Below are 23,713 nucleotides of genomic sequence, written 5' to 3'. Positions count from 1 at the left end.
CGGGTGAAAGGGAAACGGCCTCAACGGGCCGCGCTCGGCAACGTGCGCGCCAGTACGGCGGGCGCGCCGGGCGTGAGCGCCCAGTCCTTCATCGCGGCAATGTCGGGGGCGAAATAGCGGTCTTGCTCATAGAACGCGACGCGCGAACGGATCTCGGCGAGCGCCTGCTCCATCAAGTCGGTCGAGCGCAACGGGCGGTGGAATTCGATACCCTGCGCGGCGGCCATTGCCTCGATGCCGACCACCACGGCGGTGTTCTCGACCATGTCGCCCAGCCGGCGCGCCGCGAAGGTGGCCATCGAGACGTGGTCTTCCTGGTTGGCCGAGGTGGGCAGGCTGTCCACGCTGGCCGGGTGCGCCAGCGACTTGTTCTCGGAGGCCAGCGCCGCGGCAGTCACCTGCGCGATCATGAAGCCCGAATTGATGCCGCCGTCGGTCACCAGGAACGGCGGCAGACCGCTCAGGTTCGAGTCGAGCAGCAGCGCCAGGCGCCGCTCGGAGATCGCACCGATTTCAGCGATCGCCACGGCCAGCGCATCAGCGGCAAAGGCCACCGGTTCGGCGTGGAAATTGCCGCCCGAGAGCACATCGCCGGCATCGCTGAAGACCAGCGGGTTGTCCGACGCGGCATTCGCTTCGATTTGCAGGATCCCGGCCGCGTGCCGGATCTGATCCAGGCACGCCCCCATGACTTGCGGCTGACAGCGGATCGAATACGGATCCTGTACGTGTCCGCAGTGGCGATGCGAGGCCAGGATCTGGCTACCGGCGATCAGTTCGTGATACACGGCGGCGATGTCGATTTGCCCGACCTGCCCGCGCGCGGCGTGAATGCGAGGATCGAACGGCACGATCGAACCCTTGATCGCCTCGAGCGAGAGCGCCCCGGCCATCACGCCGGCGGCGAACACATCTTCGGCGCCGAACAGCCCAATGAGTCCCAGCGCGGTCGAGACCTGGGTGCCGTTGAGCAGCGCCAAGCCCTCCTTGGGACCCAGCACGAGCGGTTCGAGCCCGGCCTGGCGCAACGCGTCGAGCGCGGGCATGCGCTGTGCGTCGACCATCGCCTCGCCCACGCCGATCAGGGTCGCGGCGAGGTGGGCCAGCGGCGCCAGGTCGCCCGAGGCGCCCACTGAACCCTTGGCGGGGATGCAGGGGTAGACGCCTGCGTTGATCAGGCGCACCAGCGCCAGCACCACCTCAGGCCGCACGCCCGAATGCCCGCGCGCCAGGCTGATTGCCTTGAGCGCCATCACCAGGCGCACCGTGGCTTCGGGCAGCAGCGCGCCGGTGCCCACGCTGTGCGAAAGCACCAGATTGCGCTGCAGCTCGGCCAGACGGTCGACCGGAATGATGGTTTGCGCCAATTTGCCGAAGCCGGTATTGATGCCGTACACGACGGCGTCGCTCGCCACCACCTCGGCCACCACCGCCTGCGCGCGGCCGACCTCGACCAGCGCCGAGGTGTCGATCGCCAGCGGCGTGCGGCCGCGCCAGATGCGGCGCAGTTGAGCCAGGCTCACGGAGCCCGGCACGAGCGTCAAAATGTCACCGAAATTACTCATCATGTCCTCTTGGTTTGAACCGTCACTGGCCGTCAGCTTTGTTGCTGCATGGTGTCGGGTTGAAAGCGGCAGCCCAGCCGATAGCGCGAGCCGGGGTGGACGAAGCGGGCGAAGGTGACCGGCAGGCCGCGCGCCCAGGTCCGGCGCACCAGCGTCAGACACGGCTGGTCGGCACGGATGTCGAGCCACTTGGCTTCCGTCGGGGTCGGCAACTCGGCCTCCACGACATGTTCGATCTCGTGGGCCGGCACGGTATCGAGCAGATACTGCGACGGGCGGATCGCCGTGAAATCCTGCTGCAGGAAGTCCGGCGCGCTGGCCGGATTGACGTAACGGTCTTCGAGCTGCACCGGCAGGCCATCCTCACGGTGCACGCAAATGACGTGATACACCGAACTGCCGACCGGCAAATCGAGCGCGGCGGCCACCTCGACGGACGCCGTCTCGCGGGCCTGCAGCAGGATCTCGTAGTCGTAGCTGTGGCCGCGCGCGCGGATTTCGTCTCCGATGTGGGCGATCATCAGCAGCGTCGATTGCGGTTTGCTCTCCGCCACAAACGTGCCGACGCCGGAGAGCCGCACCAGCGCGCCCTGCTCGGTCAGTTCGCGCAACGCGCGATTGATCGTCATGCGCGAGACGCCCAGCGTATCGACCAGGTTCAATTCCGACGGGATGCGGTCGCCGGGCTTCCACTCGCCAGCGCTGACACGCTCACGAATGAAATTCTTCACCTGCTCGTACAACGCAGCGGGCGCGGCCGGTTCCCGAACCGAGGATATGTGTGATCGGGCGTTGGGTTTCATGGCTTGGACAAGGATTCGCAAGAGCGGTCAATGGGATGCTGCGCCGGCCCGATGCTGGCGCAGGCGTGCAACGCGGCGAGAAACAGGTCGTTGTCGGCGCGGCTGCCGACCGACACGCGCATGCAGCGCTGGTAGCCGGGCTCGAGCCAGGGCTTGACGATGACGCCGCGCTCGAGCAGTCGTCTGGCCAGCGACAGCGCATGTTCGCCGGTATCGAAAAACACGAAATTGGCGCGCGAGGGCGCGACGCGATAACCGCGCTCGCGCAACGCCTCACCGATGCGCTCGCGCTCATCGGTGGCATGGCGCACGCTCGCGCGCAGATGCGCTCGGTCGTCGAGTGCCGCGAGCGCGGCGCTTTGCGCCAACCGGTTGACGTTGAACGGCGTACGCATCCGGTGCATCAGTTCGAGCATGGCGCTGTCGGCGGCCACGCCGTAACCAATGCGCAACCCGGCCAGCCCGTATGCCTTCGAGAAAGTACGCAGCAACAGCCACGGCAGCGACGTGGCGCCCAGCAACTGCAGGCCGTCCGGGTAATCGGCATCGGTCGCCGCGTACTCGTAATAAGCTTCGTCCCACAGTACCAGCGTGGCCGGACTCAGTGCCGCCAGCAGGCGCTGCATGTCCTGGCGGCAAAGCGCGGAGCCCACCGGATTCGACGGATTGCTCAGGATCAGCATCCGGGTATCCGGCGAGACCGCGGCAATCAGACGCTCGACGTCGATGGTGAAATCGGGCCTGAGCGGCACCGTCACCACACGGGCGCCGGCGGCGGCCGGATAGATCGTGTGCAGCCCGAAAGCCGGCGTCATCGTCACCACCTCGTCGCCGGGCGCGAGAAAAGTGTGCGCGGCGATCGCGATCAGATCTTCCGAGCCGTTACCGAAAATCAGCCGCGCGGGATGAATCCCGAGCTCGGCCGCCAGGCGCTCGCTCAACGCGCCGCAGGCCGGATCGGGATACTGCGCCAGTTCGGCGCCGATTTGTCCCAGGGCTGTCGCCACCGCGGGGCTGGCGCCCAGTGGGTTTTCGTTGCTGCCGAGCTTGGCCACGTGTGCCACGCCATAGGTGCGGCGCACGTATTCGGCCGACAGGCCGGCGTTATAGGCGGGCAAGTCCCGCACCGCCGGGCGTACGCGTTCGAGCAAAGGCGCGGTGCTCATGCGGCGTCTTCCTTGGAGGCGTCCTCGCGCGTCCAGAACGCATTGCGGTCGAAATAGTTCTGCAGGAACTGCGACAGGCGCGGATGATGGTTGTCGTGGAAGACTTGCTGCGGCGTGCCGCGCGCGACGATAGTGCCATGATCGATGAACACGACCGTGTCGGCCACTTGCGCGGCGAAACCCATTTCGTGCGTGACCACCACCATCGTCATGCCCTCGCGGGCCAGGTCCTTCATGACCTGCAGCACTTCCCCGACCAGCTCCGGGTCGAGCGCCGAGGTCGGCTCGTCGAACAGCATGATGTGCGGCTCCATCGCCAGCGCCCGGGCAATCGCAACCCGCTGTTGCTGGCCGCCCGACAGGCGCGCCGGATAGGCGTCGGCCTTGGCACTCAGCCCGACCTTGTCGAGCATCGCCAGCGCATGCTCGCGGGCTTGGTCGCGCGGCATCTTGCGTACCCGCAGCAGCGCTTCCATGACGTTGCCCAGCGCCGTCATGTGCGGCCATAGATTGAATTGCTGGAACACCATGCCGACGTTGCGCCGCACCCGGTTGATCTCGCGCTGCGGCGCGCGCGCACGCTGGCCGTCGGCCTGATCGACATAGCCCAGCAGTTCACCCTCGATCAGCACCTGGCCGCTCGAGTATTCCTCGAGGAACGCCAGGCAGCGCAGCAGCGTGCTTTTGCCGGAGCCCGACGGGCCAATGATGCACACCACCTCCGATTTCCGGATGTCGAGCGAAATATCCTTCAGCACCTGTGTCGCGCCGAAATGCTTGGCGAGCTGTTTGATCTGAATCAGCGGTGCGGCATCGGCGCTGGCCGGGTTTTGATTGATAAGGTCCATAACGGCTTTTTCCGGTATTTCAGCGAATCATGAAGCGCCCGACGCGGGATTCCATCCAGCGTCCGGCACGCGCGGTCAGTTCGACCAGGGCCAGGTAGCACAGGCACAGCGTCAGCAGCGTCTCGACGAAGGCAAACGAAGCCGAGCCGATCGCGGTGAGCACAAAGGTAAGCTCGGGCACCGTGACGATCGACAACACGGCTGTTTCCTTGCTCAGGACGATGATCAGATTGACCAGGGCCGGCACGATGATCACCAGCATCTGCGGTACCTGGATGCGCAGGATCATTTGCCAGCGCGCCATGCCGAGCACGTCGGCGGCTTCCAGCTGCCCGGACGGAACGGAGAGAAATCCGGCGCGGAAAATCTCGGCAAAATAGGCGCTGCCATAAAGGCCCAGGCCCAATATGCCGGCGGTCATCGGCTCGAGCCGCAGGCCGAACGACGGGCCGCCGTAGTACAACAGGAACAATTGCAGCAAGAACGGCGTACCGCGGATGATTTCAATATAGACGCGCAGCGCCCCGCGGACGACCCGGCCGCAAAAGATCTGCAGCACGGCGATGAAAAATCCCAGGGCGATGCCGATGGCGATGCCCGCGGTCCAGGTAAAAACGGTAATGCCCAGTCCGTCGAGTATCGGGCCCGCATTGCTGGTGATGACGCTTGGATTGATATGCATGATCGCGCTCCCCTCAAGCGATCTTCAGACGCCGCTCGGCGGCCTGGCCGGCCAGCGCAAGCACGCCGTTGATGCACAGATAGATCACCGCCGCACCCAGATAAGCGGGCAACGGCTCGAACGTGCTGGCGGCGACATTCTGGGCGGTGCGGGTCAGCTCCTCGACCCCGACCACCGAGATCAGCGATGAAGCCTTGAGCAGCAGGATCATCTCGTTGACCAGCGCCGGCAACGTCAGGCGCAGCGCCTGCGGGACCTGGATGCGCACCAGCATATCGAACCATGACATCCCCAGTACGCGGGCCGCCTCCAGTTGTCCGGCCGGGATGCCGAGAAACCCGCCGCGCATGATTTCCGCGATATACGACGCGGTGCACAGCGAGGCGGTACCGACCGCGGCGACCAGCGGGGGTACGTTGATGCCGATGAACGGCAGGCAGTAATAGGCGACCAGCAGCTGGACCAGCATCGGCACCCCGCGAAACACGCCGACGTAGACGCCGCCAATCCAGCGCAGCACTGCATGCCGGCTCAGACGCGCCGCGCAGACCCCGGTGCCGATGAAAAAACCGATGAAGAGACTCAGCAGCGAGATCCAGATCGTGCTGATCGCGGCATGCGCGAGCAACGGCATGCTTTGAACGAAGGTAGTCAAACCCGACATAGGAACACTCTCGACAAGACGCTGAAAAATCTGTCGCATACGAGGCCCGGCGCCGCTGCGCCGGGCAGTCCGCACGCGATCAGAAATTGATTGCCGGCATCGTTTGCGGCATATCCATTGCCAGCCCGAACCACTTCTTCTGCAGCGCGGCCATGCGCCCGTCCTTGTCCATTTCGATGATGATTTTGTCGACCGCGTCGATCAGCGCCCGGCTATCGGCGTCCTTGCGCCCGACAAAACCGAAGTAAGTCTTGGCGCCAAAGGTCGGCAGCACCACCGCGAAGACTTTCGGGCGTTGCTTGGCCACATAAGCCAGGTTGGGCAGCGAATTGCCCACCGCGTCGATGCGGCCGGCCGCGAGATCGGCATAGGCCTGGTTGTTGTCGATGTACTCGCGGATATCGGCCTTGCCGGGCAAGTGGGCGACGTAGGCCTGCAACTGCGCCAGTTGCGCGGAGCCCTTGCCGCCGCCGACCGGCTTGCCGGCGATGTCCTGAGGTTTGTTGATGCTCTTGTCATCAGCGCGCTTGAGCAGCGCCGTGGTGGCATCGGCGATAGGCAAAGTGAACGCGTAGCGCGCCATGCGCGCCTTGGTAATCGTTACCGGTCCGCCCACCAATTCGAACTTGCCCGCTTCAAGTCCCGGGAGCACGCTAGGCCACGGCAAATCGAGGAATTTCACCTTCACGCCGAGTTCTTTGCCGACTTCGTTAAAGAAATCCTTGTTGAAGCCCTCATGTTGGCCGTTTTGCAGGAAGTCGAACGGCGCGAATTGCATTTCGGTGCCGATGGTCAGCACACCGTCGTGCTTGACCTTGGCGAGCAAATCCTCGGCGTGGGCAGTCACCGTCAGCGTTGCCAGCGTCACTGCGCATGCGCACAGCGATAGAGCACCCCGTTTGAAGATGGAAAAAGATTTCATCGACGCTTCTCCTAGTGTGTAGACTGACAAAACCGACCTCGGTCCGGAGGCTGGTGGAGCGATTGCCCAACGACGCTAACGATGCTGACCATACCAGTATATACAACTCGCTTAAATTAAAAATCAGTTTCTTGTAGGTGTTAACCAGCCCCCCGCGCCGGTTCCGGCATGGCGCTTGCCGGGGCGTTGCCCGGCAACGATGGCGTACTTGAAGGGCGACCCAGCATGTGCCTGGCGATGACCGTGCGCTGGATTTCCGACGAGCCTTCATAGATGCGCATGATGCGAGCGTCGCGCGCGAAGCGCTCGAGCGGCATGTCGCGCGTGAAGCCGTAGCCGCCATGAATCTGCAAGGCCATGTCCGTGACGTAAGCCGCCGCTTCGGAGGCGTACCATTTGGCCATCGCGGCAGCCTCCGTCAAAGGCTGCGCGGCGCCGCGCCTGGCGGCGGCCTGCAGCGTCAGCAGCCAGGCGGCCTCCAGACGCACTTTCATGTCGGCCAGCATCCACTGAATGCCCTGCTTGCAGGCGAGCGGCTCGCCTCCGACGATGCGCTGCGCAACCCAGTCCAGCGCGGCGGCCAGCGCGGCTTCGGCGATGCCGATGCAGGTCGCGGCAACGTCGAGGCGGCTGTTGTCGAGCACTCGCATCGCGGTACGAAAACCGCTCCCCTCCTCGCCCAACCGGTTGGCGCGCGGCACGACGCAGTCGAGCACGATTTCGTGCGCCGGCGCGCCGCGAATGCCCATCAATTTTTCCGGCGGCGAAATGACCAGGCCCGGCGTGCCCCGCTCCACCACGAATGCACTGATACCGCGCACGCCGGCTGCGGGGTCGGTTTTTGCATACACGACGATAAAGTCCGCGTCGCCCGCATTCGAGATGAAGTGTTTGACCCCCTGAATCCGATAGCCATCGCTGTGCGCGGTGGCGCGCGTTGCCATATCGGCCGGATTCGAGCCCGCGCGCGGTTCGGTCAGGGCGAATGCCCCGAGTCGGGCGCCGGCTGCCGCGGCAGGCAACAGGCGGTCGCGGATGGCGTCGTCGCCGCCGATCAGTACCGAATCGGTGGCGAGGTAATGCGCGCCGACCATCGAGGAGGTCGCGGCACAGGCCTTGGCGATCTCGACCAGTGACAGGATCACGCCGGTGGGCGAAGCACCGACCCCGCCCCAGCGCTCGGGCAGATTCATGCCCATCACACCGAGTTCGGCCAAGGCCGGCACGTAGCGTGTCGTGGCTATCTCCTCCTCGTCCACCTGACGGGCGTGTGGCGCCAGTTCGTGTTGTGCAAAGCGCTCGATGGCGCTGGCGATTTCGATGTCGTCGTGTTCAATGCCGAGTCTGGGCAACATGTCATGGCTCCTGTGAAGCGGTCGCGCGGGCCGGGCCGAACGCCCCGGCGGCGCGCAATTGCGCGATGCGCTCCGGGCTCAGGCGCAGGCAGTCTGCGAGGATGGGTTCGGTGTGCTCGCCCAGGCCGGGCGCACGCCCAACCCGGTTGGCTGCATAGCCCGAGAATTTGACCGGTTGCGACGGCACGCGCGCGGCCGGGCCGTGCGGTGCCGGCACTTCCGTGAGCAGCGCACGAAACGCCGCGTGCTCGCTCTCGAGTGCCTGCTTGACACTCCAGATCGGCGCCACCGGAATGTGTGCGTCGCCCAGGATGCGGTTGACTTCGGCCACGGGCAACGCGGCGGACCACGCTTCGATGCAGCGCCGCAATTCCGGCTCGAAGCGGCTGCGGGCGTCGTCATCGGCATAGCGCGGATCGGTCGCCAGGTCGGCCCGGCCGATGGTGCGCGCAAAGGTTTCGAACAGACGGTTGTTCAACACGGCAACCACATAGAATCCGTCGGCCGCGCGGTATGCGCCGAACGGCGCCGAGCACGGGTGTCGATTGCCGACGCGTTGCGGCGTCAAACCGGTTGCCGCGTAGCGCGCGACCAGCGTAGCCATCAGGCTGAGCGTGGCATCGAACATGGAAACGTCGACCTGGGTTCCACGGCCGGTCTGCTCGCGCGCAAACAACGCGGCCAGCACCCCCCACGACGCGAACAGGCCGCTGACAACGTCCGAGATCGACTCGCCGACCAGCGTCGGCGGCCCGTCCGGCGAGCCCGTGGCATCCATCAGGCCGCACATTGCCTGCAAGACAATGTCGTAAGCCGGCCGGTGCGATTCCGGCCCGGTCTGGCCGAATCCGGACACGCTTGCATAGATCAGCGACGGGTTCAAAGCGGCGAGCGCGGCATACCCGATGCCGAGGCGGTCGGCCACGCCCGGGCGAAAGTTCTCGACCACCACGTCGGCATGCGTGGCCAGTTGCTGCGCCAGCGCGCGCCCGTCGTCGGATTTCAGATCCACGACAATACTCTGCTTATTGCGGTTGATTGCCTCGAACAGGCCGCTGCGACCATTGACGAAGGGGCCGACCGCGCGATAGTCGTCGCCGCCGGGCGGTTCGACCTTCAAAATCTCGGCACCAAGGTCGCCCAGCAATGCGGTGCAAAAAGGGCCTGCCAATACCCGCGAGAAGTCCACTACGCGAATGCCGGCCAGGGGCAGTCGTTGTGCAATCAAGGTTTACCTCCCATGCAGAAATAACGCACAAGCAGCGATGAACATGCGGCTCACGGCCCACTGCCCTCGATGTCCGAGGCAGCTTCATGCCACATCCGTCAGGCTATTCTGAGCGCGCGCAGCTATTAGGTAAAATATGGAATTCATTTAATCGATATAGGATTTTTTAATGCATATCTCGCTACGGTTGTTGCGGTATTTCGTGGCGGCGGCCGAGACCGGCAGCACCACGGCCGCCGCCAGGGCGCTGAATGTGTCGCAGCCGTCGATCTCGGTGGCGATCCGCGAGCTGGAGTCTGTGTTCAACGAGGCATTGTTCACGCGCGGGCTCGGCGCTGGCCTGATTGCTACGCAATTCGGGGAGCGCAAATTGAGCGAGGCACGTCAACTGCTGGCGGTGGCGGCGGCGTTCGAGGCGGACGATGGCGGAAACGCAGCGGCCGGCGAGGTCCGGCTCGGTGTTTTCACGACCATCGCGCCGGTTTATCTTCCGTCCTTGCTGAGGATTGCCCAACAGCGATACCCCAAGCTTTCGATCCGCTGCGAAGAAGGCGATCTGGCCCAATTGGAAAGCCGTCTTCAGAGCCATCGCATCGATCTCGCGCTGACCTACGATGTCGGGCTGCCTGCTGGCATCGAGCGCGAGTGCCTGGCCGACCTCAAGCCGCACGCGCTGATTCCGGCCGGTTCGCGCCTGGGCAAGACCCGCGGGCCGGTATCGTTGCGCCAGTTGGTCAAGGAGCCGTTTATTCTGATCGACCTGCCGTATAGCCGGGAATTTTTATTGGCGCCATTCTGGCAGTACGGCCTCTCGCCCGAGGTCCGATATCGGGTCGCGTCGATTGAACTGGCGCGGGCCATGGTGGCGGAAGGATTGGGCGTGGCCTTGCTGATTACGCAAAAAAGCGCAACGATGCATACGCCGACGCTGGTCGAGCGGCCGATTCGGGAAGAGACGGTGCGCCAGCCGCTGGTCATCGCGCGCGCCGCGCAGGCTTTGCACACGCGCGCGTCGCAATTGGTTGCAGAATGCATTCACGCGGCGGTGCAGGAAACCCTGGTGCGGCGATCCGGGCGCCCGCGCACCGGGGAAACGCCAATAGCCGCGCCAGGGCAACCGAAGTAGTATATACCGGTACAAACACCGTATCGCCCCACTGAGCTGGCGCATTTGGGCGGATTCGGCCTTTCTCTTGCGCATTGCGGCAATCACCTGGAGGATGAGCATCATGGCGCAGTTGGCTGGCATTCCTATGATCGACATGGCGGCAGTCAGGGCAGGCAGCCGCGACGGGCTCGAACGGGCAGCGCGCGAAATCCGCGAGGCGTGCACGACGATCGGTTTCTTTTACATTAAAAACCATGGCGTGCCGCAGGCGGCGATCGACGGCGCCGCGCGGGCCGCCCGCGAATTTTTCGCTCATCCGATCGACGTCAAGCGCCGGGTGGCGGTCAATCACCGCCATCGCGGCTTCAACTCGCTGGGCGACGCGACGATGTACCAGGCGACCAAACCGGACTACAAGGAGTTTTTCAGCATCGGGCTGGAACTGCCGGAGGACGATCCCAATGTCATGGCCGGCGAAGCGCTGCGCGGGCCCAACAACTGGCCCGATTTCATGCCATCGCTGCGCCCTGCGCTATACGGTTATTACGAGGCAATGGGCGCGTGCGGCGCCGACTTGCTGCGTGCGATCGCCATCAGTCTGGATGTCGATGAACATTTTTTCGCGCAGCGCTATGCCAAGCGCATGCAACGCACCCAGATGGTGTATTACCCGCCGCAGCCGCCGCAATCCGACGCCGACCAGTTCGGCGTGGCGCCGCATACCGACTATGGCTGCATCACCTTGCTGTGGCAGGACAATATCGGCGGGCTGCAGGTGCGCGAACTGGCCAGCCAGTCGTGGATCGACGCGCCGCCGATCGAAGGCACGCTGGTGATCAACGTCGGCGACCTGCTGGCGCGCTGGTCGAACGATCGCTTTCGCTCGACGCTGCACCGTGTCATCAACCGTTCCGGGCAGGAGCGATACTCGATCGCGACGTTCTACGATCCGACCTATGCCGCAGTGGTCGATCCGCGCGATCTTGGCGTCGCGCCGGGTGCCTCGCTCTATGAGCCGGTGGCCGCGGGCGATTACATCCTGGGGCGTATCAACGCGTCGATGGGGTACCGCAAGAAAGCAGCTGCCGGTTAAGCGCCGGGCCGCAGACGAAGCTCGGACAAATGGATGATTCGACGTGGCGCCGCTTCGGTTGCCCGCTAAAAGGTTTATATTCATGAGCGACATTTTCTCCGCCCTGCGCGATGCCGTGGGCGAACAGGCCATTCGGACCGGCGCTGCAATCAACCCCAAGCATTTCACCGACTGGACACGGCACGCGCCGGCACAGCCGCTGGCCGTCGTGTTTGCGCGCAGCACCGAACAGGTCGCGGCGGTACTGCGTTTGTGCAATGCGCACGGGCAGCCCGTGGTGCCGCAAGGCGGCATGACCGGGCTGGCAGGCGGCGCCATTCCCGGCACGGCCGACATTGTGGTGTCGCTCGAGCAGATGGCGGGTATCGAGGAGATCGATCCGGCCGCGGCCACCATGACGGTGCTGGCCGGCACGCCGCTGCAAGTGATTCAGGAGGCCGCGCGGGAGGCGGGTTTCGAGTTCGGGCTCGATCTCGGTGCGCGCGGCTCGTGCCAGATCGGCGGCAACATCGCCACCAACGCGGGCGGCACGCGCGTGATTCAATCCGGCATGACGCGTGACCTGGTACTCGGCCTCGAGGTCGTGTTGGCCGACGGCACGGTGCTCAGCTCGCTCAACAAGATGATCAAGAACAACACCGGTTACGATCTCAAGCAGCTATTCATCGGCTCGGAGGGTACGTTGGGCGTGATCACGCGGGCGGTGCTGCGCTTGCAACCGCAACGGACCTCATGCCAGACCGCGTTGTGCGCGTTGCCCGACTATGACACCGCGGTGAGATTTCTGCACCAGTTGCGCCGCCACCTCGGGGGCGACGTCAGCGCGTTCGAGCTGATGTGGCCGTCGTTTTTCGAGTTGGGCGTATCGCTCACGCGTGACAGGAAAAGCCCGTTTGCCGAACGCCACCCCTTATATGCCCTGGTGGAGCAGCGCGGCTTCGCCGAGCAGGCCGATGCCGAGCGCTTCGGCGCCGCATTGAGCGAGGCGCTGGAGGCGGGCTGGCTGTCGGACGCGGTGCTGGCCCAATCGGGCAGCGAGGCCAACGCCCTGTGGGCGATTCGCGAATGCACCGCCGAATTTCCGCAACGGCTGGCGCCGATCAACTTCGACATCAGCCTGCCGATCGGCAAAATCGGCGCCTTCGCCGACGAATGCCAGCGGCTGTTCGATGCGCAGTGGGGACCGCATCTGTCGCTGTTCTTCGGCCATATCGGCGACTCGAACCTGCATGTGACGGTCGACGGCAATACGGTGCCGGGCGTCACTCACGAGGCGGTCGATCAATTGGTGTATTCGCTGCTGCGCCGGTACGGCGGATCGGTTTCGGCCGAGCATGGCATCGGTTTGCTCAAGCGCGAATTCCTGCCCTATTCCCGGACTGCCGAGGAACTGGCCTGCATGCGGCGCATCAAGCAGGCACTCGACCCTAACGGCATTCTGAATCCAGGCAAACTGTTCGAATAGCATTGGCCTCAAATGGCCGGGTGACGCACCCTTGCCGTGCCCGGGACGATCTGCCCGGAGCAGCCTACCGCCGGGCGATGCGACGCCAGAGCCGGCCGATGGCGCCGGCCATCAGGCCGCAGGTGCCAAGCGCAATGCATAACCAGCCGAGCGGCAACAACGCGAATGGCTCGTGCAATTGACCGTTCGGTGCAACTTCGCTTCCGGACGCTGCAAACAGCACCAGGCACAGCGCACCGATGACGAACAACAGGACAGGGATGTATTTCATAACGTGGCTGATGCAGTCGTGATTACTGCCCGGGTGGTTCGCAGCCCGGCGTGCGACAGTCATTGTTACACCGATTTCGGGACCCTATCAAGGTAAATGCCATTGCGCCGACGAAGCCCCGCCATGCGTCCGGTTTGTGCTGCGCGAGGCGCCGTTTGCGAATTCTCGACCAACGTAAATATCAGAATAATCTATATTTCAATCGGAAATCATGATTTTTCGTTAAACGGCCGCGTCGCTATCATCGGACGAAACAGCCGACGAAAACCAAGAATCTGGCCGGCTGCCCCCCAAAATCGAGCAACGGCGCCGACGGCGCGGTTGACAGCGTTGCAGGAGACCCCGGCATGGAGCACACGGTCCGCGAGCAGAACGAGCAGCTCGAAGTCAAAACCACCACCTGCTACATGTGCGCCTGCCGCTGCGGCATCCGCGTGCATCTGCGTGAGGGCGAGGTGCGCTATATCGACGGCAACCCCAATCATCCGCTCAATCAGGGGGTGATTTGCGCCAAGGGCGCGTCGGGCATCATGAAGCAGTATTCGCCCGCGCGTCTGACCCAGCCGCTGCGACGCAAGCCAGGTACGGAGCGCGGCGCGGCGGTATTCGAGCCGATTTCGTGGGACGAGACGTTCGATATCCTGGAAAAGCGCCTGGGCAAACTGCGCGCCACCGACCCGAAGCAATTCGCGCTGTTTACCGGGCGCGACCAGATGCAGGCGCTCACCGGCCTGTTCGCCAAGCAGTACGGCACGCCCAATTACGCGGCGCACGGCGGCTTCTGCTCGTCGAACATGGCGGCCGGCATGATCTACACGGTCGGCGGCTCGTTCTGGGAGTTCGGCGGCCCGGACCTGGATCGCGCGCGCCTGTTCGTGATGATCGGCACGGCCGAAGATCATCACTCCAATCCGCTGAAAATCGCCATCTCGAAGTTCAAGCGCGAGGGCGGCCGATTCATCTCGATCAATCCGGTGCGGACCGGCTATTCGGCGATCGCCGACGAATGGATTCCGATTCGGCCCGGCACCGATGGCGCGCTGTTCATGGCGCTGATTCACGAACTGATTGCCAAGGGCCTCTACGACCGCTCGTTCATCGCGCGCTTTTCCAATGCCGGCGAATTGGTCAACACCGACCCCGACAGCGACACGTTCGGCCTGTTCGTGCATGACGAAGCGAGCCCGGTGGGCAATCCGCTTTACCCGCAAAACAAGATGTGGTGGGACCGTCACACGCGACGCGCGGTCAAGACCCACGCCGAGGGCGCCGACCCGGTGCTGCTGGGTGAATTCGCGCTACCCGACGGCACCCCCGTGAAGCCGGCGTTCCAGTTGCTGATGGAGCAGGTCGAAGAATGCACGCCCGAATGGGCCGAAGGCATCACCGGCATTGCCGCCGAGACGATCCGCCGGCTCGCCTACGAGATGGGCGTGACCGCGCGTGACCATAAGATCGAATTGCCGATTCGCTGGACCGACCACTGGGGCGTGACCCACGAAACCGTCACCGGCAATCCGGTCGCCTTTCACGCAATGCGCGGCCTGGCGGCCCACTCGAACGGCTTCCAGACGATTCGCGGGCTGGCGGTATTGATGTCGTTGCTGGGCACCATCGACCGGCCAGGGGGCTTTCGTCACAAAGCGCCCTACCCGCGCGCGGTGCCGCCGTCGGCCAAACCGCCCAACAGCCCGGATGCGGTCAAACCCAATACGCCGCTGGCGACCGGCCCGCTCGGCTGGCCGGCCGAGCCCGGCGACCTGTTCGTCGACGACCAGGGCGGCCCGGTGCGCATCGATAAGGCGTTTTCGTGGGAATACCCGCTGGCGGTGCACGGCCTGATGCACAGCGTGATCACCAATGCATGGCGGGGCGATCCCTACCCGATCGATACGCTGATGATTTTCATGGCGAACATGGCGTGGAATTCGACCATGAACACCTCGGAAATCCGCAAGATGCTCAACGACAAGCATCAGGACGGTGAGCGGCGCGGCGAATACAAGATCCCGTTCATCGTGGTGTGCGACGCGTTCGAGTCGGAGATGACCGCGTATGCCGACCTGATTCTGCCGGATACGACCTACCTGGAGCGCCACGATGCGATGTCGGTGCTCGACCGCCCGATCTCGGAGTTCGACGGGCCGGTGGATTCGGTGCGCGTACCGGTGCTGCCGCCGACCGGCGAGTGCAAACCGTTCCAGGAGGTGCTGATCGAACTGGCGAGCCGGCTCAAGTTCCCGGCCTTCACGCGCGAGGACGGGTCGCGCAAGTTCAAGGATTACCCGGATTTCATCGTCAACTTCCAGACCGCACCCGACTCGGGCACCGGCTTCCTGATCGGCTGGCGCGGCAAGAATGGCGAGAAGTCGGTGGTTGGCGAGCCCAACCCGAACCAGTGGGAGCAATACGCGAAGAACAATTGCGTGTTCCATTACACGCTGCCCGAGTCGCAGCAATACATGCGCAACTGCAATCGCGATTATCTCGAATGGGCCCAGGCCACCGGCATGCGCAAATTCAAGGAACCGATCGTCATCCAGCTCTACTCCGAGGTGATGCAGAAGTTCCGGCTGGCCGCGCAGGGCAAGACCGAGGGCCGCCAGCCGCCGGATCATCTGCGCGAGCGCATCGAGAAGTACTTCGATCCGCTGCCGTTCTGGTACGAGCCGCTCGAGCGCGCGGTGACCGACAGCGAGCGCTTTCCGCTGGCCGCGGTCACGCAACGCCCGATGGCGATGTATCACTCGTGGGATTCGCAAAACGCCTGGCTGCGGCAAATTCACGGTGAGAACTACCTGTACGTCAATCCGCGCACGGCCAGCGAGAGCGGCGTGGCCGACGGCGGCTGGATGTACGTCGAGTCGCCCTGGGGCAAGGTGCGCTGCCTGGCGCGCTACAGCGAGGCGGTCGAGCCCGGCACGGTCTGGACCTGGAACGCGATCGGCAAGGCCGCCGGTGCCTGGAATCTTGGCCCCGGCGCCAACGAGGCGCAGCGCGGCTTTTTGCTGAACCATCTGATTTCCGACGAATTGCCGACCAGCCACGGCCCGGTATCGAACTCCGATCCGGTCACCGGCCAGGCCGGCTGGTATGACGTGCGCGTGCGCATTTACCCGGCCGAGGCCAACGCCAGCTTCACGCTGCCGCAATTCGAGCCGATGCAGCCGATGCCCGGCTCGACCCATACGGTCAAGCGCGTGTTCCAGGCCTATTTCGCGGGACGCGGTGAATTCAAGAAACGCCTGAAAGGGACGCAATCATGACCCAACTCGCACTGGTAATCGACCTGAACGTCTGCGTGGGCTGCCACGCGTGCGTGACGAGCTGCAAGGAGTGGAATACGTCGGGCGAGGCCGGCAGCCTGGCCGACTTCAGCCCCTACGACGCCGATCCGTGCGGCACGTTTTTCAACCGCGTGCAAACCTTCGAGGCCGGCGAGTTTCCGGACACCGAAACGGTTCACTTCCCGAAATCGTGCCTGCACTGCGAGGATCCGCCGTGCGTGCCGGTTTGCCCGACCGGGGCGAGCTTCAAGCGCAAGGAAGATGGGCTGGTGCTGATCGATTACGACAAATGCATCGGCTGCAAGTACTGCGCCTGGGCCTGCCCCTACGGCGTGCGCGAGATCGATGAAAAGCGCCAGGAAATGACCAAATGCACGCTGTGCTCGGACCGCATTCACAACGAGGCGCTGCCCGAGCGCGACCGCAAGCCCGCCTGTGTGCTGGCCTGCCCGACCTCGGCGCGCCTGTTCGGGGATATTCACGATCCCGAGTCGGAGGTCTCGAAAGCGATTCAGGAGCGCGGCGGCTACCAGTTGATGCCCGAATGGGGCACGCAACCGGCCAACCACTACCTGCCCCGTCGCAAGACCCAGGTGCAGGTGCGCGCCGAGGAGGTCGAGCGGGCCGATAACGCGCTGCAGCTCGAGCGGCAATTCGAGCGCGGCGAGATCAATCTGGCGGCGATGGCCAGGCAGTAACCACCCAGTCATCAGAACAAGAGGAGCGGGCTATGCGTCCGGCATTTTCGGTAGTCTTTCTCACCACCCTGACCGGCGCGGCCCAGGGGCTTTTCCTGGCGTTGTTCGCCACCGAGCTGCTGGCCCGCTTCGGTGTGCTCGCCCGCCCCGGCACGACGTTCTTCGTGGCCGGCGCGGTGCTCGCGGTGGTGCTCGCCGGCCTGGGGCTGCTGGCGTCGTTTTTTCACCTCGGGCATCCTGAGCGCGCCTGGCGGGCGATCGCGATGTGGCGCACCTCGTGGCTGTCGCGCGAATGCATTTTCCTGCCGGCTTTCATGGCCACGGTGTTCGCCTATGGGCTGTTGCACTGGTTCGGCTCGGGCCTGACGCTGGCCGTCGGCGCACTCGCCACGCTGTGCTGCTTTGGCCTGTTCGTCAGTACCGGCATGATCTACACGTGCATCAAGGTGTTGCGTGAATGGGCCAGCCCGCTGACCACGACCAATTTCATTTTTCTCGGCTGTGCGTCCGGTTTCACGCTGGCGGCCGGACTCTCGGCCTGGACGGCGCCGGACGACATCCGCTTCCTGGCGACTGCCGCGGTCGTGCTGACCGTCATCGGCTGCGCCACGCGCGTAGCCTCGCTGGTACGCAACGCCCGGCTGCAGCCCAAGGCGACACTGCAAAGCGCCACCGGTATCAAGCATCGCCAGGTGGTGCAGAAGTCGCGCGGCTTCACCGGCGGCGCCTTCAATCTCAAGGAGTTCTTTCATGGTCAGAGCGAGCAGACCATGCGCGCGATCAAGTGGAGCTTTCTGGTGCTGACCTTCCCGGTGCCGCTGGCATTGCTCGCCGCCGGTCTGTCCAATGCCTCGGCAGCGCTGCTGGCAGCGGCGTTCGCGATACAATACGCCGGGCTTCTGGCCGAGCGCTGGTTTTTCTTCGCCGAGGCGCATCATCCGCAGAATATGTATTACCGCGGCGTATCCTAGTTCTTTTCCCCCTTCAGACCGTGCTGACGACGCTTCTCAAATATCGAATTCGCATTCAGCGACTATTCCATTTTTCCGAAGATCACACGATGCTGTTGTGGGCCGGCGTGGTCGGCCTGGTGGGGGCGCTGGCAACGATCTCGTTTCGCGAGAGTATCCATGCGGTGCAATGGCTGCTGACCGGCAAGACCGGCTCGCTGGTGGGCATCGCCGAGAGCCTGCCCTGGTATGTGCGGCTGATCATGCCGCCGCTCGGCGGGCTGGTGGCCGGGGTGTTCCTGGTGCTGTCCAAACGCTTTGCTTCTGGCGCCGCGTCCGACTACATGGAAGCCGTGGCGATCGGCGACGGCCATATTTCGGTGCGGCAGAGCCTGCTGCGCAGCGTGTCTTCGCTGGGCACGATCACGACCGGCGGCTCGATCGGGCGAGAAGGTTCGATGGTGCAATTGGCCGCCATGGCCGCTTCGTTCATCGGCCGCATCACTCACTTCGATCCACCGCGTTTGCGGCTGCTGGTAGCCTGCGGCGCGGCCGCCGGCCTGACCTCGGCGTATAACGCGCCGATCGCCGGTGCGTTTTTCGTCACCGAAATCGTGCTCGGGTCGATCGCGATGGAAAGTTTCGGCCCACTGCTGGTGGCCTCGGTGGTGGCAAACATCACCATGCGCGAATTCCCAGGCTATCAACCGACCTACGAAATGCCGCCGTTTCCGGCCATCTTCGGGTGGGAGGTGATATTTTTCGTCGGGCTCGGCATCCTGTGCGGCTTCGCTTCGCCCCAGTACCTGCGGCTGCTGGCCTTCGTCAAGCGCAAGCTCAAGGAAACCAATTTCCCCCTGCCCGCCCGCCTCGCGCTGGGCGGCTTGTTCGTCGGCCTGATTTCGGTGTGGGAGCCGCAGGTGTGGGGCAACGGTTACAGCGTCGTGAACTCGATGCTGCACTCGCCCTGGGCCTGGACGGCGGTCCTGAGCGTGCTGCTGTTCAAGGTGCTGGCGACGTCGTTCACGATGGGCTCGGGCGCGATCGGCGGGGTTTTCACGCCGACGCTGTTCGTCGGCGCGTCGATCGGCTATCTGGTGGGCTTCGGCGTGCACGCGCTGTTTCCGGTGGGAACCTCGCAGCCTTACGCATATGCCATCGTCGGCATGGGCGCGTTTCTGGCGGCGGCCACCAGCGCGCCGCTGATGGCGATCCTGATGATCTTCGAGATGACCCTCAGCTATCAGGTGGTGTTGCCGCTGATGCTGGCCTGCGTGGTCGGTTATTTCGTCGCCCGCTCGATCGACGAGACGTCGATGTACGAGATCACCATCAAGCGCAATGAGGACGCCAAGGCACGGTTGCGTTTGCGCAGCACGCAAATGCGCGAGCTGATCAAGCCGGCCGATACGGTGTTGCCGCTGAGCGCCAGTTTCGAGGAACTGTCGAAGATGTTTCTCGAATACCCGGTCAAATACATCTATATCGTCGATGACGAGAATCGGTATCAGGGTGTGGTGTCGCTGCAGGATGTCACCTCCGCGCTGCTCGAGAAGAGCGACATGAGCGCCAAGCGGGCCGCCGATTTCCTGCGCCGCGACGCGCTGCCGGTGATCACGCCGGGGATGTCGCTTGGACAGGCGCTGCAGCACTTCCTCGGCCATCAGGGCGAGCGGCTGCCGACGGTGGACGAGACCGGAGAAACGCGCGCGCTGCTCGGAGTCGTCTATAAGTCGTCGTTGCTCGACGCCTATTTCAAGCTGAACAAAGCGGGCGGCTAGGCGGGTTTCGGGGCCACGCGGCCGATTCTTGCGCGCCGCGGGAATCTCCTTGCCACCGCGCCCGGCTACCGGCGCGTGGGCCTCAAACCTATACTGGGCGTGTCTTCAACTCACCGAATGCACGCCGATGAAATCCCTCTCGCCAACCATCCACTGCGCCAGCTCTGGTGCCGCCGCAGCACCGCGCGCCGGCACGACTTATCACACGATTGCCGTCGAAGGCCTCAAGATTTTTTACCGGGAGGCCGGCCCCAAGGATGGGCCGGTGCTGTTGCTGCTGCATGGCTACCCGTCCTCGTCACGCATGTTCGAGCCGCTGTTCGCGCATCTGAGCGAGCGCTATCGGCTGATCGCGCCGGACTACCCTGGCTTCGGCTATTCCGATGCGCCGCCGGCGGACCGTTTCGACTATACCTTCGCGCATCTGGCGCAGATCGTCGACGCATTCACCCAGGCGCTCGGTTTGCGCGAGTATGCGCTTTACCTGCAGGATTACGGCGGCCCGATCGGCTTCAGGCTGGCCCAGGCGCATCCTGAACGCGTGGCGGCGCTGGTGATTCAGAACGCGGTGATTCACGAGGCCGGGTTATCGGCGGTGTGGGAAAAGCGGCGTGCCTACTGGGCGCAGCGGGCCGATCACGAGCCGGCGATGCGATCGGCACTGCTGTCGGAGGCCGCCGGCATCGCGCGCCACGTGGGCGGCCGTGAGCCGCTCGAGGCCTTCAACCCCGACGCGTGGATGGACGAGATCGCGTTCCTGCGGCGGCCCGAGCAGGCGGCAATTCAACTCGACCTGGCCTACGACTATCAGTCCAACGTCGCTGCATATCCTGCCTGGCAGGGCTATTTGCGAGAACATCGTCCGCCCGTGCTGGTGACCTGGGGCAGGCACGATCCGATCTTTACGCTCGACGGCGCGCATGCCATCGCAAATGAAGCGCCGGGGGCGGAATTGCATTTGCTGGAGGCCGGGCACTTCGCTCTCGAAGATCGCGGCGCGGAAATTGCCGGTCTGATCAACGATTTTCTCTTACGCCGGGCGCCAGGGTTTGTGCGAGGCACCGTGGCGGCCGAGCGGGTGAATATCCTGGACTAATCGGCTGGATCGAGCGCCATATGCTCGGCCAGAAAATCGACCAGCGCCCGGGCACGGGCCGGCAGCACCGCGCTACCCGGCCACACCGCTTGCACGGCAACCGGCGGCATTTCAAAATCGGTCAACACCAGGCGTACCTGGTCACGCTCGACCCACTCGCGTATTTGCCAGAGAAATGCTTGGCCGATGCCCGCGCCGTGCAGCACCGCGGCGTTGCACGCGAGCGCGCTGCCGGAACGGAAGCGCCCTTCGACAGTGACTTTTTCGGTGCTGCCGTCGGCATGACGAAATGTCCAGACCGAGCCTCCATCGGTGTCGACGGCGCGGATCACGCAGGCATGCTCGCGCAATTCGGCCGGCGCCGCCGGCGTGCCGTGCCGGGCGAGATAACTTGGTGCGGCGAACGCCACGCGGCGCAGTGACCCGAGCGCGCGGGCCCGCAACGTCGAATCTGGCAAGTCTCCGATGCGGATGGCGAAATCGAGCCCGGTCGCGAACAAATCGGTATGCCGATCGGACACGTCGAGATCGATGCTCAGTTGCGGGTACCGCACCTGGCAGGCGGCCAACAATGGCACGATATGCGATGCGGCAAATAGCGGCGAAGCGCCGATGCGCACCAGGCCCGAGACGGCCGCCGCGTCCTGGGCGAGCTCGGCGGTTGCCTGGTCGAGCGCGTCGAGCACGGCCTTGAGCTGCGCGTGAAAGCGCAGGCCGGCGTCGGTGGGCACCAGGCTGCGGGTGCTGCGGCGCACCAGCGAAACCCCCAGCGACTGCTCGACGGCGATCAGCGAACGGCTCACCGATGACAGCGAGCGGCCCAGCACGCGTGCCGCCTTGGATAGACTGCCCTGGTCGACAATCGCCACATAGGCGCGATAGTCATCAAGCATACGAAAGCCCCTTGTTTGCGATACCGGCGACGCGGCTGCCTGCGCCGCGTGCCACAATGATGCCCGACCCCGTTGGTCGGCGTCCCTGCCGAGGAGCTGAAATGCAACCCACCGCCGAGTTACGCACGCTCACCGTTTCGATCGATCGTCCCTGGCGTGAAGTCTACGATTTTGCCGCCGACCCGCAAAGTTTCAAGCGATGGGCGTCGGGCCTGGGACAGTCGTTGCAGCGCGTCGGGCAACAGTGGTTCGCGGACGGCCCCGAGGGTCGCGTGACGATACGTTTTGCCGAGCGCAACGATTTCGGTGTGCTCGATCATTACGTGAGGCTCGCCTCGGGCGAGGAAATCTACGTGCCAATGCGCGTCGTCGCCAACGGCGACGGCTGCACAGTGATGTTCACGCTATTGCGCTCGCCTGGCATGAGCGAGGCAACGTTCGCCCGCGACGCCCAATGGGTCGAGCGCGATTTGCAGGCGCTCAAGCGGCTGTTCACGGATTGATCCGGATTGCCGGCGCAATTTCCGATCAGCCTGCGATCCCCGCGAATTCATCAGTGGCCCGAATCAGCCGGTCGAGAATGCCGGGTTCGTCGTAGGCGTGTCCGGCATCCCTGACGAGATGAAATTGTGCCTCGGGCCAGGCGCGATGCAAGTCCCACGCGGTGCGCGCCGGGGTGGCGACGTCATAGCGGCCTTGCACGATCACGCCCGGAATGCCGGCCAGGCGCGGCGCGTCGCGTAACAATTGCCCCGCTTCGAGAAATCCGCCGTGCGTGAAGTAGTGGTTTTCGATCCGTGCGAAGGCCAGCGCATATTCGTCGTTGCCAAACGCGGCGGCCAGCGCGTCGTCCGGCAGCAGCGTGATGGTGCTGCCCTCCCACACGCTCCAGGCCTTGGCGGCAGCCATTTTTTGCGCTTCGTCTTCGCCCGTGAGGCGGCGCCGATAGGCGGCGATCAGATCGTGCCGCTCGGCCGGCGGAATCGGCGCGATGAACTGCTCCCATTTATCCGGGAACAGCCAGGAGGCGCCCTCCTGGTAGTACCAGTGAAGCTCCTCTCGGCGCACCGTGAAGATGCCGCGCACGATCAGTTCGCTGACGTGCTCCGGATGCTTCTGCGCATAGGCCAGGGCCAGCGTGCTGCCCCACGAGCCGCCGAACACCAGCCAGCGCTCGACGCCCAGCATGGCGCGCAGCCGCTCGATATCGGCCACCAGATGCCAGGTGGTGTTCGCCTCGAGACAGGCGTGCGGCGTCGAGCGGCCGCAGCCGCGCTGGTCGAACAACAGCACGCAGTAGCGCTGCGGATTGAACAGGCGCCGATGATCCGCCGAACATCCGCCGCCGGGCCCGCCATGCAGGAACACCGCCGGCTTGCCATTAGGATTACCACATAACTCCCAATAGACCCGGTGCCCGTCTCCGACGTCGAGAAAACCGGTCTTGAATGGCTCCAGCGGCGGATAAAAACCTCTTGGCGCGGTGCTGCCCGCGGATTTTGCGTCGGTGCGCTCGGTCATCGTTCATCCTTGGCATGATCTTGCGGAAAACAGCGGCAAGACGAGCTCGGCCGAAGTTCCGGGCTCGCCGCCTCCATGCGTCATTTTGCACCAAGTGCCCGCGGCAGATGCGATTGGAGCGAAACTAAAGCATCGGTTGCTTTATCCAACTGTTGACGATTTCGCGCGATGCAAGCACCGCCGAGCGAGACCGCCCAGACGTTTCACTGATCGATCCGAAAAAGTGTCGCGACGTCCTTGGGGTAAATACTTTTTATTCGCCACCGTGGGTGGGGCGGTCTGCCTTGCTGTCGCTCTGGTCGCCTCGGAAATTCGGT

At 64.4% G+C, this 23,713-nt stretch carries 21 protein-coding genes; 9 read left to right on the top strand and 12 right to left on the bottom strand.

Features of this window, described 5'->3' with window-relative positions:
• Positions 1–20: 20 nt before the first annotated feature.
• From hutH to PATSB16_RS08575, 9 genes are all read right to left on the bottom strand, one after another.
• Positions 21–1,565: a histidine ammonia-lyase gene (hutH, locus tag PATSB16_RS08615; protein WP_047213776.1), complete on the bottom strand. Its 1,545-nt coding sequence runs from the start codon at positions 1,563–1,565 to the stop codon at positions 21–23.
• 32 nt (positions 1,566–1,597) lie between these two features.
• On the bottom strand, positions 1,598–2,368 hold the full coding sequence (gene hutC / locus PATSB16_RS08610; RefSeq protein WP_047213775.1) for a histidine utilization repressor: 771 nt from the start codon (positions 2,366–2,368) through the stop codon (positions 1,598–1,600).
• Positions 2,365–3,534, bottom strand: a complete 1,170-nt coding sequence (gene hisC, locus PATSB16_RS08605; protein ID WP_047213774.1) for a histidinol-phosphate transaminase — start codon at positions 3,532–3,534, stop codon at positions 2,365–2,367. The genes hutC and hisC overlap by 4 nt, the downstream gene beginning before the upstream one ends.
• A complete protein-coding gene (locus PATSB16_RS08600; protein ID WP_047213773.1) occupies positions 3,531–4,382 on the bottom strand; it encodes an amino acid ABC transporter ATP-binding protein in 852 nt (283 codons plus the stop codon). Before PATSB16_RS08600 ends, hisC begins: the two co-directional genes overlap by 4 nt.
• Before the next feature lie 19 nt (positions 4,383–4,401).
• A complete protein-coding gene (locus tag PATSB16_RS08595) occupies positions 4,402–5,064 on the bottom strand; it encodes an amino acid ABC transporter permease (protein WP_047213772.1) in 663 nt (220 codons plus the stop codon).
• A 13-nt stretch (positions 5,065–5,077) separates the two neighbouring features.
• Positions 5,078–5,728, bottom strand: coding sequence for an amino acid ABC transporter permease (locus PATSB16_RS08590; RefSeq protein ID WP_047213771.1), 651 nt, complete (start codon positions 5,726–5,728; stop codon positions 5,078–5,080).
• A gap of 79 nt (positions 5,729–5,807) precedes the next feature.
• Entirely contained in the window at positions 5,808–6,650 is an 843-nt protein-coding gene (locus tag PATSB16_RS08585) for a transporter substrate-binding domain-containing protein (protein WP_047213770.1), read from the bottom strand.
• Between the two features lie 140 nt (positions 6,651–6,790).
• Complete coding sequence (locus PATSB16_RS08580) at positions 6,791–8,005, bottom strand: acyl-CoA dehydrogenase family protein (RefSeq protein ID WP_083566735.1); 1,215 nt, start codon at positions 8,003–8,005, stop codon at positions 6,791–6,793.
• A 1-nt stretch (position 8,006) separates the two neighbouring features.
• A complete protein-coding gene (locus tag PATSB16_RS08575) occupies positions 8,007–9,233 on the bottom strand; it encodes a CaiB/BaiF CoA transferase family protein (RefSeq protein ID WP_047213769.1) in 1,227 nt (408 codons plus the stop codon).
• Between the two features lie 169 nt (positions 9,234–9,402).
• On the opposite strand from PATSB16_RS08575, the gene PATSB16_RS08570 reads away from it, so the two are divergent.
• The 3 genes from PATSB16_RS08570 (at position 9,403) to PATSB16_RS08560 (ending at position 12,899) form a co-directional block, all read left to right on the top strand.
• Positions 9,403–10,359, top strand: a complete 957-nt coding sequence (locus PATSB16_RS08570; RefSeq protein ID WP_047213768.1) for a LysR family transcriptional regulator — start codon at positions 9,403–9,405, stop codon at positions 10,357–10,359.
• 103 nt (positions 10,360–10,462) lie between these two features.
• Entirely contained in the window at positions 10,463–11,434 is a 972-nt protein-coding gene (locus PATSB16_RS08565; protein ID WP_047216401.1) for an isopenicillin N synthase family dioxygenase, read from the top strand.
• 82 nt (positions 11,435–11,516) lie between these two features.
• Positions 11,517–12,899 carry an FAD-binding oxidoreductase gene (locus PATSB16_RS08560; RefSeq protein WP_047213767.1) on the top strand — a complete coding sequence of 461 codons (1,383 nt, stop codon included), beginning with the start codon at positions 11,517–11,519 and terminating at the stop codon, positions 12,897–12,899.
• 64 nt (positions 12,900–12,963) lie between these two features.
• Here PATSB16_RS08560 and PATSB16_RS08555 read toward each other — a convergent pair whose 3' ends face one another.
• Complete coding sequence (locus PATSB16_RS08555; protein ID WP_047213766.1) at positions 12,964–13,170, bottom strand: DUF3955 domain-containing protein; 207 nt, start codon at positions 13,168–13,170, stop codon at positions 12,964–12,966.
• Between the two features lie 347 nt (positions 13,171–13,517).
• On the opposite strand from PATSB16_RS08555, the gene PATSB16_RS08550 reads away from it, so the two are divergent.
• From PATSB16_RS08550 to PATSB16_RS08530, 5 genes are all read left to right on the top strand, one after another.
• Complete coding sequence (locus tag PATSB16_RS08550) at positions 13,518–16,436, top strand: molybdopterin oxidoreductase family protein (RefSeq protein WP_047213765.1); 2,919 nt, start codon at positions 13,518–13,520, stop codon at positions 16,434–16,436.
• Positions 16,433–17,155: a 4Fe-4S dicluster domain-containing protein gene (locus PATSB16_RS08545; protein ID WP_047213764.1), complete on the top strand. Its 723-nt coding sequence runs from the start codon at positions 16,433–16,435 to the stop codon at positions 17,153–17,155. The genes PATSB16_RS08550 and PATSB16_RS08545 overlap by 4 nt, the downstream gene beginning before the upstream one ends.
• A 32-nt stretch (positions 17,156–17,187) precedes the next feature.
• Positions 17,188–18,126, top strand: a complete 939-nt coding sequence (locus PATSB16_RS21005) for a dimethyl sulfoxide reductase anchor subunit family protein (RefSeq protein WP_047213763.1) — start codon at positions 17,188–17,190, stop codon at positions 18,124–18,126.
• 20 nt (positions 18,127–18,146) lie between these two features.
• Positions 18,147–19,886, top strand: coding sequence for a ClcB-like voltage-gated chloride channel protein (locus tag PATSB16_RS08535; RefSeq protein WP_047213762.1), 1,740 nt, complete (start codon positions 18,147–18,149; stop codon positions 19,884–19,886).
• Positions 19,887–20,013: 127 nt separating this feature from the next.
• Positions 20,014–20,982: an alpha/beta fold hydrolase gene (locus PATSB16_RS08530; RefSeq protein WP_083566734.1), complete on the top strand. Its 969-nt coding sequence runs from the start codon at positions 20,014–20,016 to the stop codon at positions 20,980–20,982.
• On the opposite strand, the gene PATSB16_RS08525 is transcribed toward PATSB16_RS08530, so the two are convergent.
• Positions 20,979–21,875 carry a LysR family transcriptional regulator gene (locus tag PATSB16_RS08525; RefSeq protein ID WP_047213761.1) on the bottom strand — a complete coding sequence of 299 codons (897 nt, stop codon included), beginning with the start codon at positions 21,873–21,875 and terminating at the stop codon, positions 20,979–20,981. The genes PATSB16_RS08530 and PATSB16_RS08525 overlap by 4 nt on opposite strands.
• A 101-nt stretch (positions 21,876–21,976) precedes the next feature.
• Here PATSB16_RS08525 and PATSB16_RS08520 point away from each other — a divergent pair, with 101 nt between their 5' ends.
• A complete protein-coding gene (locus PATSB16_RS08520; RefSeq protein WP_047213760.1) occupies positions 21,977–22,378 on the top strand; it encodes an SRPBCC family protein in 402 nt (133 codons plus the stop codon).
• Between the two features lie 25 nt (positions 22,379–22,403).
• Here the strand turns inward: PATSB16_RS08520 and pip are convergent, their stop codons facing one another.
• A complete protein-coding gene (gene pip, locus PATSB16_RS08515; RefSeq protein ID WP_047213759.1) occupies positions 22,404–23,396 on the bottom strand; it encodes a prolyl aminopeptidase in 993 nt (330 codons plus the stop codon).
• Between the last annotated feature and the right edge of the window lie 317 nt (positions 23,397–23,713).

Origin of the sequence: Pandoraea thiooxydans (assembly GCF_001931675.1) — a bacterium.
Lineage (GTDB): Bacteria > Pseudomonadota > Gammaproteobacteria > Burkholderiales > Burkholderiaceae > Pandoraea > Pandoraea thiooxydans.
Note: the sequence above shows the minus strand (reverse complement) of the source record. Positions and strands in the feature narration are given on the sequence as shown.

Bases quoted from the DNA above. Each gene is read 5' to 3' on its own strand.
- hutH (WP_047213776.1), bottom strand. From the start codon at position 1,565: ATGAGTAATTTCGGTGACATTTTGACGCTCGTGCCGGGCTCCGTGAGC.
- hutC (WP_047213775.1), bottom strand. From the start codon at position 2,368: ATGAAACCCAACGCCCGATCACACATATCCTCGGTTCGGGAACCGGCC.
- hisC (WP_047213774.1), bottom strand. From the start codon at position 3,534: ATGAGCACCGCGCCTTTGCTCGAACGCGTACGCCCGGCGGTGCGGGAC.
- PATSB16_RS08600 (WP_047213773.1), bottom strand. From the start codon at position 4,382: ATGGACCTTATCAATCAAAACCCGGCCAGCGCCGATGCCGCACCGCTG.
- PATSB16_RS08595 (WP_047213772.1), bottom strand. From the start codon at position 5,064: ATGCATATCAATCCAAGCGTCATCACCAGCAATGCGGGCCCGATACTC.
- PATSB16_RS08590 (WP_047213771.1), bottom strand. From the start codon at position 5,728: ATGTCGGGTTTGACTACCTTCGTTCAAAGCATGCCGTTGCTCGCGCAT.
- PATSB16_RS08585 (WP_047213770.1), bottom strand. From the start codon at position 6,650: ATGAAATCTTTTTCCATCTTCAAACGGGGTGCTCTATCGCTGTGCGCA.
- PATSB16_RS08580 (WP_083566735.1), bottom strand. From the start codon at position 8,005: ATGTTGCCCAGACTCGGCATTGAACACGACGACATCGAAATCGCCAGC.
- PATSB16_RS08570 (WP_047213768.1), top strand. From the start codon at position 9,403: ATGCATATCTCGCTACGGTTGTTGCGGTATTTCGTGGCGGCGGCCGAG.
- PATSB16_RS08565 (WP_047216401.1), top strand. From the start codon at position 10,463: ATGGCGCAGTTGGCTGGCATTCCTATGATCGACATGGCGGCAGTCAGG.
- PATSB16_RS08560 (WP_047213767.1), top strand. From the start codon at position 11,517: ATGAGCGACATTTTCTCCGCCCTGCGCGATGCCGTGGGCGAACAGGCC.
- PATSB16_RS08555 (WP_047213766.1), bottom strand. From the start codon at position 13,170: ATGAAATACATCCCTGTCCTGTTGTTCGTCATCGGTGCGCTGTGCCTG.
- PATSB16_RS08550 (WP_047213765.1), top strand. From the start codon at position 13,518: ATGGAGCACACGGTCCGCGAGCAGAACGAGCAGCTCGAAGTCAAAACC.
- PATSB16_RS08545 (WP_047213764.1), top strand. From the start codon at position 16,433: ATGACCCAACTCGCACTGGTAATCGACCTGAACGTCTGCGTGGGCTGC.
- PATSB16_RS21005 (WP_047213763.1), top strand. From the start codon at position 17,188: ATGCGTCCGGCATTTTCGGTAGTCTTTCTCACCACCCTGACCGGCGCG.
- PATSB16_RS08530 (WP_083566734.1), top strand. From the start codon at position 20,014: ATGAAATCCCTCTCGCCAACCATCCACTGCGCCAGCTCTGGTGCCGCC.
- PATSB16_RS08525 (WP_047213761.1), bottom strand. From the start codon at position 21,875: ATGCTTGATGACTATCGCGCCTATGTGGCGATTGTCGACCAGGGCAGT.
- PATSB16_RS08520 (WP_047213760.1), top strand. From the start codon at position 21,977: ATGCAACCCACCGCCGAGTTACGCACGCTCACCGTTTCGATCGATCGT.
- pip (WP_047213759.1), bottom strand. From the start codon at position 23,396: ATGACCGAGCGCACCGACGCAAAATCCGCGGGCAGCACCGCGCCAAGA.